At 56.7% G+C, this 16579-nt stretch carries 11 protein-coding genes, 2 tRNA genes and 3 rRNA genes; 8 read left to right on the plus strand and 8 right to left on the minus strand.

Going from position 1 to position 16579, the window contains the following annotated elements; all coding sequences use genetic code 11:
- Positions 1-9 precede the first annotated feature (9 nt).
- Both ACSQ36_RS12360 and ACSQ36_RS12365 read left to right on the plus strand, forming a co-directional pair.
- Entirely contained in the window at positions 10-216 is a 207-nt protein-coding gene (locus ACSQ36_RS12360; RefSeq protein ID WP_213761865.1) for a cation transporter, read from the plus strand.
- On the plus strand, positions 213-1139 hold the full coding sequence (locus tag ACSQ36_RS12365; protein WP_436182106.1) for a dTDP-4-dehydrorhamnose reductase family protein: 927 nt from the start codon (positions 213-215) through the stop codon (positions 1137-1139). The genes ACSQ36_RS12360 and ACSQ36_RS12365 overlap by 4 nt, the downstream gene beginning before the upstream one ends.
- A 320-nt stretch (positions 1140-1459) precedes the next feature.
- Here the strand turns inward: ACSQ36_RS12365 and rrf are convergent.
- The 5 genes from rrf to ACSQ36_RS12390 all read right to left on the minus strand — a co-directional run bounded on the left by rrf (position 1460) and on the right by ACSQ36_RS12390 (position 6749).
- Positions 1460-1572: ribosomal RNA gene (gene rrf / locus ACSQ36_RS12370) — 5S ribosomal RNA — on the minus strand.
- Between the two features lie 175 nt (positions 1573-1747).
- Positions 1748-4628, minus strand: a 23S ribosomal RNA gene (locus ACSQ36_RS12375).
- Between the two features lie 327 nt (positions 4629-4955).
- Positions 4956-5031, minus strand: a tRNA-Ala gene (locus ACSQ36_RS12380).
- A 41-nt stretch (positions 5032-5072) separates the two neighbouring features.
- Positions 5073-5149, minus strand: a tRNA-Ile gene (locus ACSQ36_RS12385).
- A 69-nt stretch (positions 5150-5218) separates the two neighbouring features.
- Positions 5219-6749 (minus strand): 16S ribosomal RNA (locus ACSQ36_RS12390).
- The 16S, 23S and 5S rRNA genes sit together here with 2 tRNA genes alongside, the layout of an rRNA operon.
- A gap of 662 nt (positions 6750-7411) precedes the next feature.
- Between ACSQ36_RS12390 and ACSQ36_RS12395 the strand changes: the two genes are divergently transcribed.
- From ACSQ36_RS12395 to ACSQ36_RS12410, 4 genes are all read left to right on the plus strand, one after another.
- Positions 7412-8626, plus strand: a complete 1215-nt coding sequence (locus ACSQ36_RS12395; protein ID WP_213767346.1) for a DUF2863 family protein — start codon at positions 7412-7414, stop codon at positions 8624-8626.
- A gap of 882 nt (positions 8627-9508) precedes the next feature.
- Positions 9509-10327, plus strand: coding sequence for a response regulator transcription factor (locus ACSQ36_RS12400; protein ID WP_213767347.1), 819 nt, complete (start codon positions 9509-9511; stop codon positions 10325-10327).
- A 117-nt stretch (positions 10328-10444) separates the two neighbouring features.
- Complete coding sequence (locus tag ACSQ36_RS12405) at positions 10445-11119, plus strand: hypothetical protein (protein ID WP_213767348.1); 675 nt, start codon at positions 10445-10447, stop codon at positions 11117-11119.
- A 162-nt stretch (positions 11120-11281) separates the two neighbouring features.
- The gene (locus ACSQ36_RS12410; protein WP_213767349.1) at positions 11282-11881 is read left to right on the plus strand and encodes a BspC domain-containing protein; all 600 of its coding nucleotides are present in this window, start codon (positions 11282-11284) and stop codon (positions 11879-11881) included.
- 213 nt (positions 11882-12094) lie between these two features.
- On the opposite strand, the gene ACSQ36_RS12415 is transcribed toward ACSQ36_RS12410, so the two are convergent.
- Together ACSQ36_RS12415 and yaaA are read right to left on the minus strand one after the other, a co-directional pair.
- Complete coding sequence (locus ACSQ36_RS12415) at positions 12095-13255, minus strand: M14 family metallopeptidase (protein WP_436182107.1); 1161 nt, start codon at positions 13253-13255, stop codon at positions 12095-12097.
- Between the two features lie 74 nt (positions 13256-13329).
- On the minus strand, positions 13330-14109 hold the full coding sequence (gene yaaA / locus ACSQ36_RS12420) for a peroxide stress protein YaaA (protein WP_436182108.1): 780 nt from the start codon (positions 14107-14109) through the stop codon (positions 13330-13332).
- A gap of 55 nt (positions 14110-14164) precedes the next feature.
- Between yaaA and ACSQ36_RS12425 the strand changes: the two genes are divergently transcribed.
- On the plus strand, positions 14165-14668 hold the full coding sequence (locus ACSQ36_RS12425; RefSeq protein WP_436182109.1) for a putative toxin-antitoxin system toxin component, PIN family: 504 nt from the start codon (positions 14165-14167) through the stop codon (positions 14666-14668).
- Between the two features lie 42 nt (positions 14669-14710).
- Entirely contained in the window at positions 14711-15892 is a 1182-nt protein-coding gene (locus ACSQ36_RS12430; RefSeq protein ID WP_436182110.1) for a pyridoxal phosphate-dependent aminotransferase, read from the plus strand.
- Here the strand turns inward: ACSQ36_RS12430 and ACSQ36_RS12435 are convergent.
- Complete coding sequence (locus ACSQ36_RS12435; protein ID WP_436182111.1) at positions 15889-16554, minus strand: glutathione S-transferase family protein; 666 nt, start codon at positions 16552-16554, stop codon at positions 15889-15891. The two genes, ACSQ36_RS12430 and ACSQ36_RS12435, sit on opposite strands and share 4 nt — an antisense overlap.
- Between the last annotated feature and the right edge of the window lie 25 nt (positions 16555-16579).

The raw sequence follows: 16579 nt of genomic DNA on the forward strand, positions 1-16579 counted from the left end.
GGAATTGATATGGCTGAATTTAAGGTAGAAGGCATGAGCTGCCAGCATTGCGTCGCCGCCGTTACGCGCTCTATCCACGAAATCGACGCCGCCGCGCAAGTTCAAGTGGATCTCGAGCACGGGCGTGTTGTGGTGGCATCGACGGAAACCATCGATGCGCTCAAGGAAGCGATCGATGAGGCGGGCTACACGGTCGTATCGGCGAAGGCCGCATGACTCGAGGGCCGCAATTCAAGGTTGCGTTGATTGGCGCGTCCGGGTTGCTTGGACGCGCCGTTGCAAATGAACTAGCCGCGATAACCCGATGGCAGGTGGTACGAACAGCGTTTCGTCATGGCGACACGAGCACTATCACGCTCGATATCCGTGATGAGCGCGCCGTTCGGGAGTTCATCGCTGACCAGGCGCCTGACGCAATCGTTGTGGCTGCGGCCGAACGGCGTCCAGACGTTTGTGAGAATGATCCGGTGCTCGCGCGAGCGTTGAATGTTGAGGCATTGGGCTTTATCGCGAGCGCCGTACAGGAGACCGGTTCGTGGGTCCTCTCCATCTCGACCGACTATGTCTTCGATGGCACACGACCGCCCTATCAGCCGGACGATGCACCGAATCCCCTTAACGCCTATGGTCGCAGCAAGCTTGACGGAGAACAAACGCTGCTGCGATCCAGCGCCCAGTCCTGCGTGCTGCGTTTGCCGTTGCTATATGGTCCGGTAATCGACTGGGGTGAGTCGGCGGTGACAAGCTTGATGCCGGCAATCGTGGAATCTTCTCGTGGACCAGCGCCAGCGGTGATGGACGCTTGGGCGACGCGCTACCCCACCTTCACGCCTGACGTGGCAGTTGTGATCAGACAGTTGCTGGAGCGCCATGAAATCGGTGAATCAGTTACCGGCGTGATGCACTGGTCCGGCGATGAGCCAATGACAAAGTTCGACATTGCGCAGCGGATCGCGCAAGTGCTGAAAATTGATGCCTGCATCACAGCACAACGAACGCCGATCGATACTACACCGCGCCCGCGGAACTGCCATCTAGCATCGGACACGTTGGAGGTTTTGAAGGTAGGACAACGAACACCTTTCGACGCCGCGATCCGCACGGTACTGCAAAACTGGCCACATCCAACGAGCCTGTGAGAGGCCGTTAAATTCAGGCGTAGCCGACCAAGCGGCGTCCGAATTCAACACCGCCGTTTTGGCATTTCACTACTTTGCGCATACTAGGAGAAGACCAGGGTTATCAGTCTTGAGGCCTGCCTGAGACTATCGACTTCCTCGCTCGGCTGAGTAAGCTTGCACGGCAGGCTGAAGACCTCATGGTCATATCGAAGGAGTGATTCGCGTGCGAAGAACTTCTCGAATGAGCTATCTGAACCGTGGAGTCGAAACGCAAAAACCCCACCTTTGTGGGGTGGGGTTTTTGTTTAGCTGCACAGGTTACGAGCGGCGGATGAGGAGCCTGACGATTACCTACTTTCACACGGGAATCCGCACTATCATTGGCGTGGAGTCGTTTCACGGTCCTGTTCGGGATGGGAAGGGGTGGTACCGACTCGCTATGGTCATCAGGCATAAAGGGGTGTTGTATCGCGGGTTAGGCGCTACAACCAATCTGGGGAAGAAGTAGTCGAGTTCACTCTTGCAGAGCGCCTCGTTGTTACTGGATTGTGTTTGTTACTAGGCACAACACTGATCTCAACCTTTGCGTTCGTCTGGCACTGGGCCATAGGAGACACACTTGTTATAGGATCAAGCCTTACGGGCAATTAGTATCAGTTAGCTTAATGCATTACTGCACTTCCACACCTGACCTATCAACGTCCTGGTCTAGAACGACCCTTCAAGGAGCTTAAAGCTCCAGGGATATCTCATCTCAAGGCGAGTTTCCCGCTTAGATGCTTTCAGCGGTTATCTCTTCCGAACATAGCTACCCGGCGATGCCACTGGCGTGACAACCGGTACACCAGAGGTTCGTCCACTCCGGTCCTCTCGTACTAGGAGCAGCCCCCTTCAAATATCCAACGCCCACGGCAGATAGGGACCAAACTGTCTCACGACGTTTTAAACCCAGCTCACGTACCTCTTTAAATGGCGAACAGCCATACCCTTGGGACCGGCTACAGCCCCAGGATGAGATGAGCCGACATCGAGGTGCCAAACACCGCCGTCGATATGAACTCTTGGGCGGTATCAGCCTGTTATCCCCAGAGTACCTTTTATCCGTTGAGCGATGGCCCTTCCATACAGAACCACCGGATCACTATGACCTGCTTTCGCACCTGCTCGACTTGTCGGTCTCGCAGTTAAGCACGCTTATGCCATTGCACTATCAGCACGATTTCCGACCGTACCTAGCGTACCTTCGTACTCCTCCGTTACACTTTGGGAGGAGACCGCCCCAGTCAAACTGCCTACCATGCACTGTCCCCGATCCGGATCACGGACCAAGGTTAGAACCTCAAACAAACCAGGGTGGTATTTCAAGGACGGCTCCACCGAAACTAGCGTTCCGGTTTCATAGCCTCCCACCTATCCTACACAGATCGGTTCAAAGTCCAATGCAAAGCTACAGTAAAGGTTCATGGGGTCTTTCCGTCTAGCCGCGGGGAGATTGCATCATCACAAACACTTCAACTTCGCTGAGTCTCGGGAGGAGACAGTGTGGCCATCGTTACGCCATTCGTGCAGGTCGGAACTTACCCGACAAGGAATTTCGCTACCTTAGGACCGTTATAGTTACGGCCGCCGTTTACCGGGACTTCAATCAAGAGCTTGCACCCCATCATTTAATCTTCCGGCACCGGGCAGGCGTCACACCCTATACGTCCACTTTCGTGTTTGCAGAGTGCTGTGTTTTTATTAAACAGTCGCAGCCACCAGTTTATTGCAACCCCTTCACCCTCCTGGCGCAGGCCAGTCAAGCTACAGGGGCGTACCTTATCCCGAAGTTACGGTACCAATTTGCCGAGTTCCTTCTCCCGAGTTCTCTCAAGCGCCTTAGAATACTCATCTCGCCCACCTGTGTCGGTTTGCGGTACGGTCTTGTTAAACTGAAGCTTAGAGGCTTTTCTTGGAACCACTTCCGATTGCTTCGCCACCTAAGCGGCTCGCCTCACACCCTTGAATTCCGCGCCCGGATTTGCCTAAGCGCCTTCTCCAATGCAAGGACCGGGACTTCCAACACCCGGACAACCTTCCGCGATCCGTCCCCCCATCGCATTTAACAATGGTGCAGGAATATTAACCTGCTTCCCATCAGCTACGCATTTCTGCCTCGCCTTAGGGGCCGACTCACCCTACGCCGATGAACGTTGCGTAGGAAACCTTGGGCTTACGGCGAGGGGGCTTTTCACCCCCTTTATCGCTACTCATGTCAGCATTCGCACTTCCGATACCTCCAGCACACTTTTCAATGCACCTTCACAGGCTTACGGAACGCTCTCCTACCATGCGGGATAAATCCCGCATCCGCAGCTTCGGTATATTGCTTAGCCCCGTTACATCTTCCGCGCAGGACGACTCGATCAGTGAGCTATTACGCTTTCTTTAAAAGATGGCTGCTTCTAAGCCAACTTCCTGACTGTTTTAGCCTTCCCACTTCGTTTCCCACTTAGCAATATTTGGGGACCTTAGCTGGCGGTCTGGGTTGTTTCCCTCTTGACACCGGACGTTAGCACCCGATGTCTGTCTCCCGTGATTGCACTCTTCGGTATTCGGAGTTTGCTATGGCGTAGTAATCCGCAATGGACCCCACAACCATGACAGTGCTCTACCCCCGAAGGTGATACACGAGGCACTACCTAAATAGTTTTCGGAGAGAACCAGCTATTTCCAAGTTTGTTTAGCCTTTCACCCCTATCCACAGCTCATCCCCTAATTTTTCAACATTAGTGGGTTCGGTCCTCCAGTACGTGTTACCGCACCTTCAACCTGGCCATGGATAGATCACTTGGTTTCGGGTCTACGCCCAGCAACTGAACGCCCTATTCGGACTCGCTTTCGCTACGGCTGCCTTAATCAGTTAACCTTGCTACTGAACGTAAGTCGCTGACCCATTATACAAAAGGTACGCCGTCACCCCTTGCGAGGCTCCGACTGTTTGTATGCATGCGGTTTCAGGATCTATTTCACTCCCCTCCCGGGGTTCTTTTCGCCTTTCCCTCACGGTACTGGTTCACTATCGGTCGATCACGAGTATTTAGCCTTGGAGGATGGTCCCCCCATCTTCAGACAGGATTTCACGTGTCCCGCCCTACTTGTCGTACACCTAGTTCCACACATCCGCTTTCGCCTACAGGACTATCACCTGCTATGGTCACACTTTCCAGAGTGTTCGGCTAACGGTCGTGCTAAAGAGTACAGGCTGATCCCATTTCGCTCGCCACTACTTTGGGAATCTCGGTTGATTTCTTTTCCTGCGGTTACTTAGATGTTTCAGTTCACCGCGTTCGCTTCACTAGACCTATGTATTCAGTCTAGGATGACCCAGAAGGGCCGGGTTTCCCCATTCGGACATCTACGGATCAAAGCTCGTTTGCCAGCTCCCCGTAGCTTTTCGCAGGCTACCGCGTCCTTCATCGCCTGTGATCGCCAAGGCATCCACCACATGCACTTGTTCGCTTGACCCTATAACGAGTGTGTCTCTCCAAACACTACCCAGGTTGCCCCGGACCGTGTTTTTCTTCACCCCGCTATAGGTTGAGTATTCGTGTTGCGCCGTATTCCAAAGCAATCTTTCGATCACCTTTTCATACATTGATACAATCACAACCCTGATTCACCTACTCACACACCCATCTCTAAGTGTACTTTCGTGAATCTCTTTACTACTTCTTCCAGATTGTTAAAGAACGACAGCACAACTTAAAGCGCTATGCTTTAAGTTGCTTACTGACTGGCTCAATCGCCAATGCGTAATCACTCTCTTTATAAAGAATGCTATGCGTTGGTGATTGGTGGAGGATGACGGGATCGAACCGACGACCCCCTGCTTGCAAAGCAGGTGCTCTCCCAGCTGAGCTAATCCCCCAAGTACCTTGATGCTTGAGGGTCTGCATTTACAAACGTAAATGGTGGGTCTGGTTGGATTCGAACCAACGACCCCCGCCTTATCAAGACGGTGCTCTAACCAACTGAGCTACAGACCCTTAGCCTGTCTTCTTACAGCCGATAAGCGTGAGCGCTTTAGCACTTCACTTTGAAACGTTGAGCTCGAGAAAGGAGGTGATCCAGCCGCACCTTCCGATACGGCTACCTTGTTACGACTTCACCCCAGTCATGAATCCTACCGTGGTGACCGTCCTCCTTGCGGTTAGACTAGCCACTTCTGGTAAAACCCACTCCCATGGTGTGACGGGCGGTGTGTACAAGACCCGGGAACGTATTCACCGCGGCATGCTGATCCGCGATTACTAGCGATTCCAGCTTCACGTAGTCGAGTTGCAGACTACGATCCGGACTACGATCGGTTTTCTGGGATTAGCTCCCCCTCACGGGTTGGCAGCCCTCTGTTCCGACCATTGTATGACGTGTGAAGCCCTACCCATAAGGGCCATGAGGACTTGACGTCATCCCCACCTTCCTCCGGTTTGTCACCGGCAGTCTCCTTAGAGTGCTCTTGCGTAGCAACTAAGGACAAGGGTTGCGCTCGTTGCGGGACTTAACCCAACATCTCACGACACGAGCTGACGACAGCCATGCAGCACCTGTGTATCGGTTCTCTTTCGAGCACCCCCACCTTTCAGCAGGGTTCCGACCATGTCAAGGGTAGGTAAGGTTTTTCGCGTTGCATCGAATTAATCCACATCATCCACCGCTTGTGCGGGTCCCCGTCAATTCCTTTGAGTTTTAATCTTGCGACCGTACTCCCCAGGCGGTCAACTTCACGCGTTAGCTACGTTACTAAGTCAATGAAGACCCAACAACTAGTTGACATCGTTTAGGGCGTGGACTACCAGGGTATCTAATCCTGTTTGCTCCCCACGCTTTCGTGCATGAGCGTCAGTATTGGCCCAGGGGGCTGCCTTCGCCATCGGTATTCCTCCACATCTCTACGCATTTCACTGCTACACGTGGAATTCTACCCCCCTCTGCCATACTCTAGCTCGCCAGTCACAAATGCAGTTCCCAGGTTAAGCCCGGGGATTTCACATCTGTCTTAACGAACCGCCTGCGCACGCTTTACGCCCAGTAATTCCGATTAACGCTCGCACCCTACGTATTACCGCGGCTGCTGGCACGTAGTTAGCCGGTGCTTATTCTTCCGGTACCGTCATCCTCCCGCCGTATTAGGGCAGAAGTTTTCTTTCCGGACAAAAGTGCTTTACAACCCGAAGGCCTTCTTCACACACGCGGCATTGCTGGATCAGGGTTTCCCCCATTGTCCAAAATTCCCCACTGCTGCCTCCCGTAGGAGTCTGGGCCGTGTCTCAGTCCCAGTGTGGCTGGTCGTCCTCTCAGACCAGCTACAGATCGTCGCCTTGGTAGGCCTTTACCCCACCAACTAGCTAATCTGCCATCGGCCGCCCCTATAGCGCGAGGTCTTTCGATCCCCCGCTTTCTTCCGTAGATCGTATGCGGTATTAATCCGGCTTTCGCCGGGCTATCCCCCACTACAGGACACGTTCCGATGTATTACTCACCCGTTCGCCACTCGCCACCAGGGTTACCCCCGTGCTGCCGTTCGACTTGCATGTGTAAGGCATGCCGCCAGCGTTCAATCTGAGCCAGGATCAAACTCTTCAGTTCAATGCCTGTTACTGTTTTCTATTCTTGCGAATAGGTCGCTCACTCAACGTACTGACAAGTTCCTCCCATCTTCCCTTTCGGAAAGACGCTCAAAACCTACCTTAATACTAGTGTGAGACTTGATACTTTCGCTTCACGGCAGCGTCTCCCGAGAAACCCCGGAAAACACCACCACGCTTCTCAGCAAAACACCAAGCGCCCACACTTATCGGCTGTTAGTTTTTAAAGAACATTCGCTCAAACCGCAAAGCCCCAACCCTCAGAACCCCACCGCTTTCGCGTCGCTGCTCGTGCAGCACAGAAACGAGATTATGTCCTGCGTTTCGCTTTCCGTCAACAGGTTTTTTACTCAACCCCGACTTTCTGATTCGCTGCGAAGCCCGTCCTGCTTGGCTCTGCGGCATCCTCAATAGCGACACGCCACTTGCACTTCCTCACTTCCCTTCGCCTCTTCGTGAAGCGAAGGAACGGAATTCTAGTGCCCGTTTCTCACTCGCGCAAGAGGTTCGTGAAAAGATTTTCAGCGGTGCTTTTCTTCACCGTAATAAAGGGCGCAAAAGGAAGGCGCGAACCCGGTATCGCGGAGAGGTGGTGCGCTAATGGTCCAACCGGACGCATAGCGACTACAATCTAAGGTTCTCTGCACCTGATAACTGCCTCCTATGCGCTCGCGAATCGCCAAACGACTTCCCCCGGATGCCGACAAGCTCGTCGGTCTTTCGCTCTCGCTCTTCGCATCGGGCAGCCGTATAGAAGACCGGTTCTGGGAAGCGCGTCTCGACGCCCTTCTCGGGAAAATTGTGCGCAACGGCAATCAGACTGCGCTCGATGCCGCCCTCGACCATCTTCAACTCAAGTTCCCGGACGCCTACGGCGCGCTCGCCGATATGGCGGAAACACAAAGCGAGTCGTTCGCGATCGAGATCGACGGCGTGCCGCACGAAGCATTGCTGATCGCGGCACCCGTGCTGGCATGGACTCGCTACTCAATTCCATCCGGACCGCTCAAGGCCGACGTGGTCGACGCCTTGCGTGCTCAGTTGCAAGCCCACGTGCTCGCGGAAGGCGCCAAGGTGTCGGTTGCGCCGTATCTCTATAGCATCGACCAGTTGCCGCGCCACCATGTGGAGACTGCGCGCGTGGCGCAGCAACTCATACAAACCGTACTCGGCAACGCGCCAGCCCGCCTCAATCTCGCTGACCTGCCTGAAACCTCACCGATCCTCGCCGATCCGCGCTTTTTGCTTGCGATGGCCATCGTGCCCGCAGGCGAAGCGCTGTTTCGGTGGCAAGAAGAAACGGCCGGCACCCGGATCGAACGCGGTCAGTGCCTTGAACACTGGGCGGCCCAGGGCGGCGCCACTTTTGCCGCCATCCTGCCAGGCTGCGAATTCGAATGCCTGTTGCCCGACGCCTACTACTCGGCATGTCGTGACGCCGACGAACAAGTTCGGCCGCACTCGGTCCGCACCGCCGTTCGCTACCTGTTCGACACGCTCGGCACGACGCCTGACGAATTACGCGCCGTGATTGCAGGGTTCGGCGAGCAACGCGTGGACGAATATCGGATCGGCTTTACCCGCCGCGGCAGCAACGACGTGATCTACGGCGTCGTCTGGCCGCTTTACGGACGGGAAAACGGCGAAATTGGCGCGGCGGAAGAAGCGGCCGAACTGGAAGGCGCGGACGGTCCGGTGGAAGAGATCGTTGCGTTGTTGAAGCGCTCGGGCGTAACCGATGTGCGTCGTCACACCGGCCGTTTCGAGCCGGAATATTGCGATGATTGCGGCGTGCCACTGTATGCGGATCCGCTCGGGGAGATCGTCCATGCGGAAATGCCGGAAGACGCTGAGCCAGCCCAGCCGCATTTTCACTGAGTTAAGCGGTTGAAGGCGTTGCGACTCGTGCGCCGAACGTTGCCGCCCTGCGCTGGTTCGTATCACCGCAAGCGATCGGGAGATTAGCGTATCCGGACTTGCGGAATAAGATGCAGCGCAAATCCTGATGGGTCTAATCTTAACTTCCTGATCCGATACAAAAAACCGTTCCAAGCGACCATTGGGACGGTTTTTTTTGCACGTCGCACTCCCGGCTACCAATTACATGGGACGTCTGCGGAACCCGCGTCGCGCGAACAAACAGGTACGCTCCAACTCCCTCGAAATAAAACCCATTTCCCGAAGCAGTCCCAAGCGTCGAGCTCGCTATCACCAGGAAGGGGCTAGGACAGCTGATCCGCCCTATCGTCTATGCGATGCAACCCCGGGTAGCAGCGTCTTTCTCGTGTTTTCATCCCCCGAGCCCCATCTACCACTCCGGCCGCGCTACCGACTTAGCGGACGAAATCGATACGCGGAGCAGTGAAAAGCTCAAGCCACTTGCCGCGTTGTCAGATCAAAACAACGCCGCTAGTGGATTCAAGCAAGAACAACCCAAATTACCCCCGTGCAGGTGCGATGCCGCAGCACGGAAGCGCGCTTCAGATAAGTCTCATTACGTCTCGTATTCACACTTTCACTTGAGAATCATCCCAACTTCAACCGAGGGCATTCGAGACTTCTCCTAGCAAAACTGCCCTGAAGTGAAATTAATTCGCCAAATCAACCGCCAGGCGAAACACAGCCCGGGATTTTGTGCGTAATGCCTATGCCATTCGGTCAGGGCGCAATTTCGGCCGCGATTGGTCATTATCGGTTCAGCCGCATATCGCCCGCCCGGAAGCGGGCATCGCGCCGAACCCATATAACAACGAGGCACGCATGAAATTCACCATAGTCAACTCCGAAGCCGAGCGTCGCGAAGGTTTGAAGGCGCTTTTAAGGCATATCGACCGGCGCGCGCGTTTCAACGAGGCGAAAGACTGGCGGCAAGCGGCAAGCGCGGTCCTGCGGCTCGACCCTGACATGATCGTGATCGACTGGCACGACGCCATGCGCATGGCAGATCTGCGCACGCTGCTGAACGCCTTCCCCAGGATCCCCGCGGCAATCATCGTGGACGAAGCATCAACCGCGAAGGTCCGCATGCTTCTTAGCGCCGGCGTGCTCGGCGTCGTGCCACGCGATCTCGACCCCACATTGATTGTTCGTGCGCTTGAAATGGTTCTGCTGGGCGGCCATTACGTTCCTGCGTGCGCGCTTGATCCGACGCTCGAGCCCGTTTTCCTGCCGCGTCGTGATACCACGCCGAAAGAGTTACGAAAGGGCGCAAAACGGTTCAACACATTGTCGCTGCGCCAGCAGCAAATCATGCGGTGCGTGCATATGGGCAGCACTAACAAGATCATTGCGAAGACACTTGGAATCAGCGAGGGCACGGTAAAAATCCACTTGGGCAGCATTTTCCAACAACTCGGTGCACCGAATCGCGCCGCCGCCGTTGCTATTTATAACGGCTGGCAGAATGGCTATCTTGAAGTCCTGAAGCGCGAGGCTGACGCGTCGCCACGGCCCGCGCTCGGCGACGCCGGACCGGTACCACTGCGCGCAGCCGCTTTGCTGACGTATGCGCCGCGGCCGGAAATAGACGAACACCTGCTGCCAATGGCCGCCCAACCGCGACCCCGATTCGGCGATTGAACACGGTCATTTCATAGTCGGGACGCAACGCGTGAATTGACGCGTTGCGTGTTGGAAAATCCCCGCTGGCACAGTCAATGCGCACGTTTTCGGGCGCAAACGAGTAATATAAGATTTATGGGTTTCTTCTACACACCTCTTCCGCTTTGGCTCGCAATAGGTGGCTGGATTGTCACTGTGGGTGTGCTCGCGCTTGCGATCTGGAAGAACCCGTTTCGACGGTTGCAAGATGGGACGCTTCAGCACGTCTGGTTCGGCATTGTCGTCGCGGTGACGGTGCTGTGGGCGTGCAATACATGGTTCGAAGACGGTCCCGCCATTCATCTGCTTGGCGCCACGCTGATGGTCACGCTGTTCGACTGGCAACTCGCACTGGTCGGGATGGCCGTGACAAGCGGTCTGGCGGCCGTTGTGCTGGATGCCTCATGGCCCGGCGTTCCTGTGACCTTCATATTGTTCGGGGCATTGCCTGTTGCCGTATCGTCGCTGCTACAGAAGGCCATCCAGGCGTGGATCCCGCGCAGCCTCTTCGTCTTCATTGTCGGCCACGGTTTCCTGACATCGGCATGTGCCGTCGCCGTAGCATGCTCGGCTGGCCTGCTTCTGGAAATCGTGCTTGCCAACGGCGAGCTTATTATCCCGGCTGGATTTACGCTCGCTGCCTCCCTGCTCGTAGCCGGCGAGGCCTTGTTCACTGGCGTGTTCACCATCCTGATTACCGTCTATCGGCCTACCTGGATCACTACGTTCGACGTCCGGCGTTATCGGCTGGATCGTGGGCCGCGCGTCTGAACGCCGCACCAATTCCAAACCTTATCCCGCATCAAAGTCCACGACAGAACTGTGTCGAGGCCGGACATCGTTGGCGGTTCGTGAAAGAATTTAATATAAGATGGAACTCCCGCTCACTGTCGGGCATCTTACGTGCCTGTTGTCTCTTTAGTGCAGAACCTGATGGATAGTATTCAAGTACCGCGTCGACTGCTGCGGCTGGTCGGCCGGCTGGTGGCAATTGCATCAATGGCGACACTCGCGTCGGCCGCATGCAGCGCCACCGCGTTCGCCGATACGCTCGACGAACGCAACGAGCTCGTCAACCACTTCGTCACCGACTTCAACGCCAATCCCTTGGTGGCTGACTGCGCCGCACACGGAAGTTTCGTGGCGAGTACGTCGACGGCGTTCGATCACGTGGAGTTTCCGGCCAGTTCCTTCGACTCGGCGCATGGCAGCATCACCCCTTGGAACGACGCATTCGATGACCACAAGCAACGCATCAAGGTGGACAACGTCGTGACGGTCGAGGGCCTTGGCGTCACCAAGGACGGCGACTCCAGCCCTTCCACGCTGAAGTTCCGCTGCGGCTACGTAGGCAGCCAGATGCTGGCTTTCGGCTGGAATGATCCCGTTCCGTCAGCCAGGCCGCGCGCCGAACCCCGCTCGAGCCACGGTGCAAGAGGCCACCATGGCGCGGTCAAGGGCAAAGGCAAGACGAGCTCGAAATCGGCAGGCGGCAAGCCGACGAAAAAATCGGCGAGCAAAAAGAAGCACTGAGCTGCAGTACTCCGAGTCAACGCCTACTGCGGCGTAGACCTCTGAATCATAGGCCTCTGCGTCACCGTCTACTGAGTCACTATCTCAAGCTCAAACGCCAAGGCAAAAGGGCGTGATCGCCGTCCAGCGATCACACCCTTTTGATGCAGCTCCTTCGGAACGCACACCTATCGCGTGCATTCACCGGCGCTCACTTCACTCCGTTAGCTAGCCTCAGAACGCCTGCAGATGCCGCAGGATAGCCTGAAGCATCGACGCCCCCAGCGCAGCGCTACGCTCGCCGTTCCAGCCCACCCGCTCGTCCGGCAGATTCGCGTTGTCCTTGAACGGCATCTCAAGCGTCAGCGACAAACATCCGAACTCATTGCCCACATATTTAGACGCCAGCTTCAACGCATCCGTCTGGTACTTGCTCGCTTCATAGCCGTACACGTCCTGAAAATCCGGGCTCGCCTGCTTGAAGCATTCAATGAAAGCCTTCTGTTCCTTCGCTTGTTTTTCGGTAAAGCCGGGCAGCATTTCCGAGCCGGCCACGAACACGTAAGGCAGCGCTTCGTCACCGTGGATATCGAAGAAAAGATCGCAGCCCAGCGCGTGAATGGCGTTACGAACGGCCAGCACTTCAGGGCTGCGCGCAGCGTCGGGTTCCATCCATTCGCGATTCAGGTTGGCGCCCGCGGCATTGGTGCGCAGATTACCGAGCGCGCTGCCATCGGGATTCATGTTCGGCACGATATGGAACACAGCGTGATCAAAGATCAATCGCGCGACCGGATCGCCCGCCCAGTCGCCCCAGCCCGCCAGCCGTTTGATCAGCCCTTCCACGAACCACTCGGCCATGGTCTCGCCGGGATGCTGACGCGCGATGATCCACACGTTCTTCTTCGGCTTCACCGGGCGCTCGGTCACTTCGGTCAACCCCAGCGACACCAGCGACATCGGCCGGCCCTGCACCGTCTGGCCAATTTCCGTCAGCGTCGCGTGCGGCATCTGCTGAACGGCGCCGAGGAAGCCCGCGTGGCGCTCTTCGCTATACGGCTCGAAATAGGCGTAATAGACGGCGTCGAAATCGGGTGTGTGCTCGATGGTCAATACACGGCCGTCATAGCGTGTGGGTACGCGGAACCAGTTGATCCGGTCGTAGCTCGCCACCGCCCGATAGTCGCGCCAGCCATCGGCGAACGCGCAATCAGCGGCGTTCTCGAAGGTCATCGTGAGCGGCTCGTCGCGCACGCCCGAAACGCGGAAGCAGAACCACTGCGCGAAGTCCGCGTGGCTGTCCGGACGCACACGCAGGCGAATGGCTGCGGGGTCCTCGACCGACACAACGTCGATCGCGCCTGCATCGAATTGACTCGTGATTGAAATGCTCATGACGCTTCCTTAATAGTGCGGAATCAGGCGGAATCAGGCGGAATCAGGCGGAATCCAGTGCGCAATCGCTGCGCTCAAAGACCCAGCCGCCGGCGATACACATAACTCGTTTCGGTCGATGCCTTTTTATCGAAGGCATACCCTTCGCTCTCGAAAGCCTTCAGTCCTTCCGGCTCGTCAATTCGATGCTGCACCGCAAATCGCGCCATCAGGCCGCGTGCGCGTTTAGCGTGAAAACTGATGATCTTGTACTGGCCATTCTTCCAGTCCTGGAAGACCGGCGATATCACCGGTGCGTCGAGTCGCTTCGGCTGCACCGACCTGAAATACTCGTTGGACGCGCAGTTCACCAGCACGCGTGCGCCCTTCTGCTTTTTTATCTGTGCGTTCAGGGCCGCCGTGATGCGGTCGCCCCAAAACGCATACAAATCCTTGCCGCGAGCGTTGGCGAACCTGGTGCCCATTTCCAGCCGATACGGTTGCAACAGATCCAGCGGCCGCAGCAGCCCGTACAACCCGGACAGCACGCGCACATGAGTTTGAGCGTAGTCGAGATCCGCTGCGTGCAGCGACTTTGCGTCAAAACCCTCGTAGACGTCACCGTTGAACGCCAGCATGGCCTGCTTCGAATTATGCGTGCCGAAGGTCGCTGACCAGTCCGCGTAGCGCTGGAAATTGAGTCGCGCGAGCGGATCGGATATATGCATGAGGCTACCGATTTCCTGTGGCGAAAGCTTGCGCAAGGCGTCGATCAGTTCAGCGGAATCGGCGGCGAATTCAGGCAACGTGTGCTTGGTAACGTGAGGCGGGGTCTCGTAGTCGAGTGATTTGGCCGGCGATAGAACGATTATCATAGGGGCTCGCCGGCATGCTGCCAACGATGAAGACGGAAACCTTTGATTGTATCGAATGAAAAAATCCCCCGTGCTGCGCGCCGTGCTGGATTCGAATGTCTGGATCGACATCCTGGTGTTCGATGACCCCATCACGCGTCCAATCCGCGCCGCGCTTGAAGCCGGTACGCTGGAAGCGTTGATCGATTCGCGCTGCCTCAAAGAACTGACGTATGTACTGGACTATCCGCAATTCGTGCGCTTCGCCGTGAATAAGGACGAAGCGCTCGCAACGGTCGCGCGGCTTTCGGAACTCGTTGCCCCCGAACCACCGCCCGCCGACGCGCCGCCGCTGCCGAAATGCCGTGATCGTGACGACCAGAAGTTTCTTGAACTGGCGCATGCGAGCAAGGCGGACTGGCTGGTATCGAAGGATCGCGCGTTGCTTAAACTCGCGAAACGCACGGTACGTGACTTCGGGTTTCGAATCGCCCAGCCGGCGCCGTTCGTGGCCAGCTTTGAAGTACACATTCAGGCGCAGATTGAAGCTTGTGAAGAAACAAACGCGATCGATGTTTAAAATAGGACACATTTTCCTTTAGCGCCGCCGATCGCCCACACCATGAACGCCTCGCACGAACTGCCGTATTCGCCCGCTGTTCCCGCCATTACTTCGCGCCTGCCGAACGTCGGCACGACCATCTTCACGGTCATGAGCGCGCTCGCAACGCAGAAAGGCGCAGTCAATCTAGGTCAGGGCTTTCCCGATTTCGCATGCGATCCGCGCATTGTGGACGCCGTGTCGAACGCCATGCGCGCCGGCCATAACCAGTATCCGCCGATGGCCGGCGCCGCGCCGCTGCGCCACGCGATCGGCGAGAAGATCGAGCGCTTGTATGGCCATCACTATGACATCGAGCGCGAGATCACGGTCACGGCCGGCGCGACCCAGGCCATCCTGACCGCGATTTTGTGCTGCGTGCATCCGGGCGACGAAGTCGTCGTGATCGAGCCGATGTACGACTGCTATGTACCGGCTATCGAGCTGGCGGGCGGCAAACCGGTGTTTGTATCGTTGGAAGCACCCGATTACGCGGTGCCCTTCGACAAGCTTGCCGCCGCGATCACGCCGAAAACGCGCCTGCTGATCATCAACTCGCCGCACAACCCGACGGGTCGCGTCTGGCGCGCAGAGGACTTACAGAAGCTTGACGAGATCCTGCGCGGCACCGACGTGCTGATTCTCTCCGACGAAGTCTACGAACACATGGTCTTCGACGGCGCCCCGCACGAAAGCGTGTCGCGCTATCCGGACCTGGCTGCGCGCAGTTTCGTGGTATCGAGTTTCGGCAAGACCTTCCACGTAACGGGCTGGAAGGTGGGTTACGTCGCCGCGCCCGCCGCGCTGACGGCGGAATTCCGCAAGGTCCACCAGTTCAACGTCTTCACCGTGAATACGCCGATGCAAGTCGGCATTGCGGAATACCTGAAAGACCCCGCGCCGTATCTGGAATTGCCCGCTTTTTATCAGCAAAAACGCGACTTTTTCCGCGATGGCCTCGCCAACTCGCGCTTCAAGCTGCTGCCTTGCGACGGCACGTACTTCCAGTGCGTGGACTATTCGGCCATCAGCGACCTGCCGGAAGCCGAGTTCTCGCAATGGCTCACGAGCGAGATTGGCGTCGCGGCCATTCCGGTATCGGCGTTTTATCACGAGAGCCACGAATCGGGCGTCGTGCGTTTTTGCTTCGCGAAAAAGGAAGAGACGCTGCGCACCGCGCTTGAGCGTCTCGCCAATCTTTAAGACTCAATCTTTGGCAGCGTCTTTTTCTGCGCGTCCATGAAGGCGAGCCGGTCTGCGGTGACTTTCTGCGCAGCCGGCCGCTCGCCCACCCGCTTGTTGTGCGCCTTCCAGTCGATCCCCGCTTCCAGCAGGAAATCCGCTCCGTAGATGGCTTTCGTCGTCAGCCCGATCAGCGGCAAATTCACGAATGCGCTCACATCGGCGATACTGAAGGTCGTGCCGAGCGCGTACGGTTCGAACCTCGCAATTCGCTTGAATCCGGCAATACCATGCCTGAGCCGTTTTTCCGCGCGCACCTTGGTGTAATCGGTCACGGTGCCACCGAAAAATGCCTGCTTGTAGAGCTCTCGGGCAACCAGTTCCAGGTGTGTTTCGATGAACACGATCATCTCGCGCTCCTTGGCGGCCGTGAACGGGTCGGCGGAAAAAATGGGTTTCTCCGGATAAGCGCTCGCCAGATATTCGACAATCACCTGCGACTCGCACAACGCCCCGTCCTCGGTCTCCACATACGGAACCTTGCCGAGCGGCGAGAGCGCAAGCGTTGCTTCGTCCTGGCCGAAATTCGCACGCACCTCCTCGAACGGAATGCCGTGTTCGAGCAGCACGAACTTCACCTTGTTCACGTAGTTGGACAGCGGAAAACCATACAGCTTGAGCATCTTGAGTCTCCTGGACATCTTTCGT

Origin of the sequence: Caballeronia sp. LjRoot34, from assembly GCF_964253815.1 — a bacterium.
Lineage (GTDB): Bacteria > Pseudomonadota > Gammaproteobacteria > Burkholderiales > Burkholderiaceae > Caballeronia.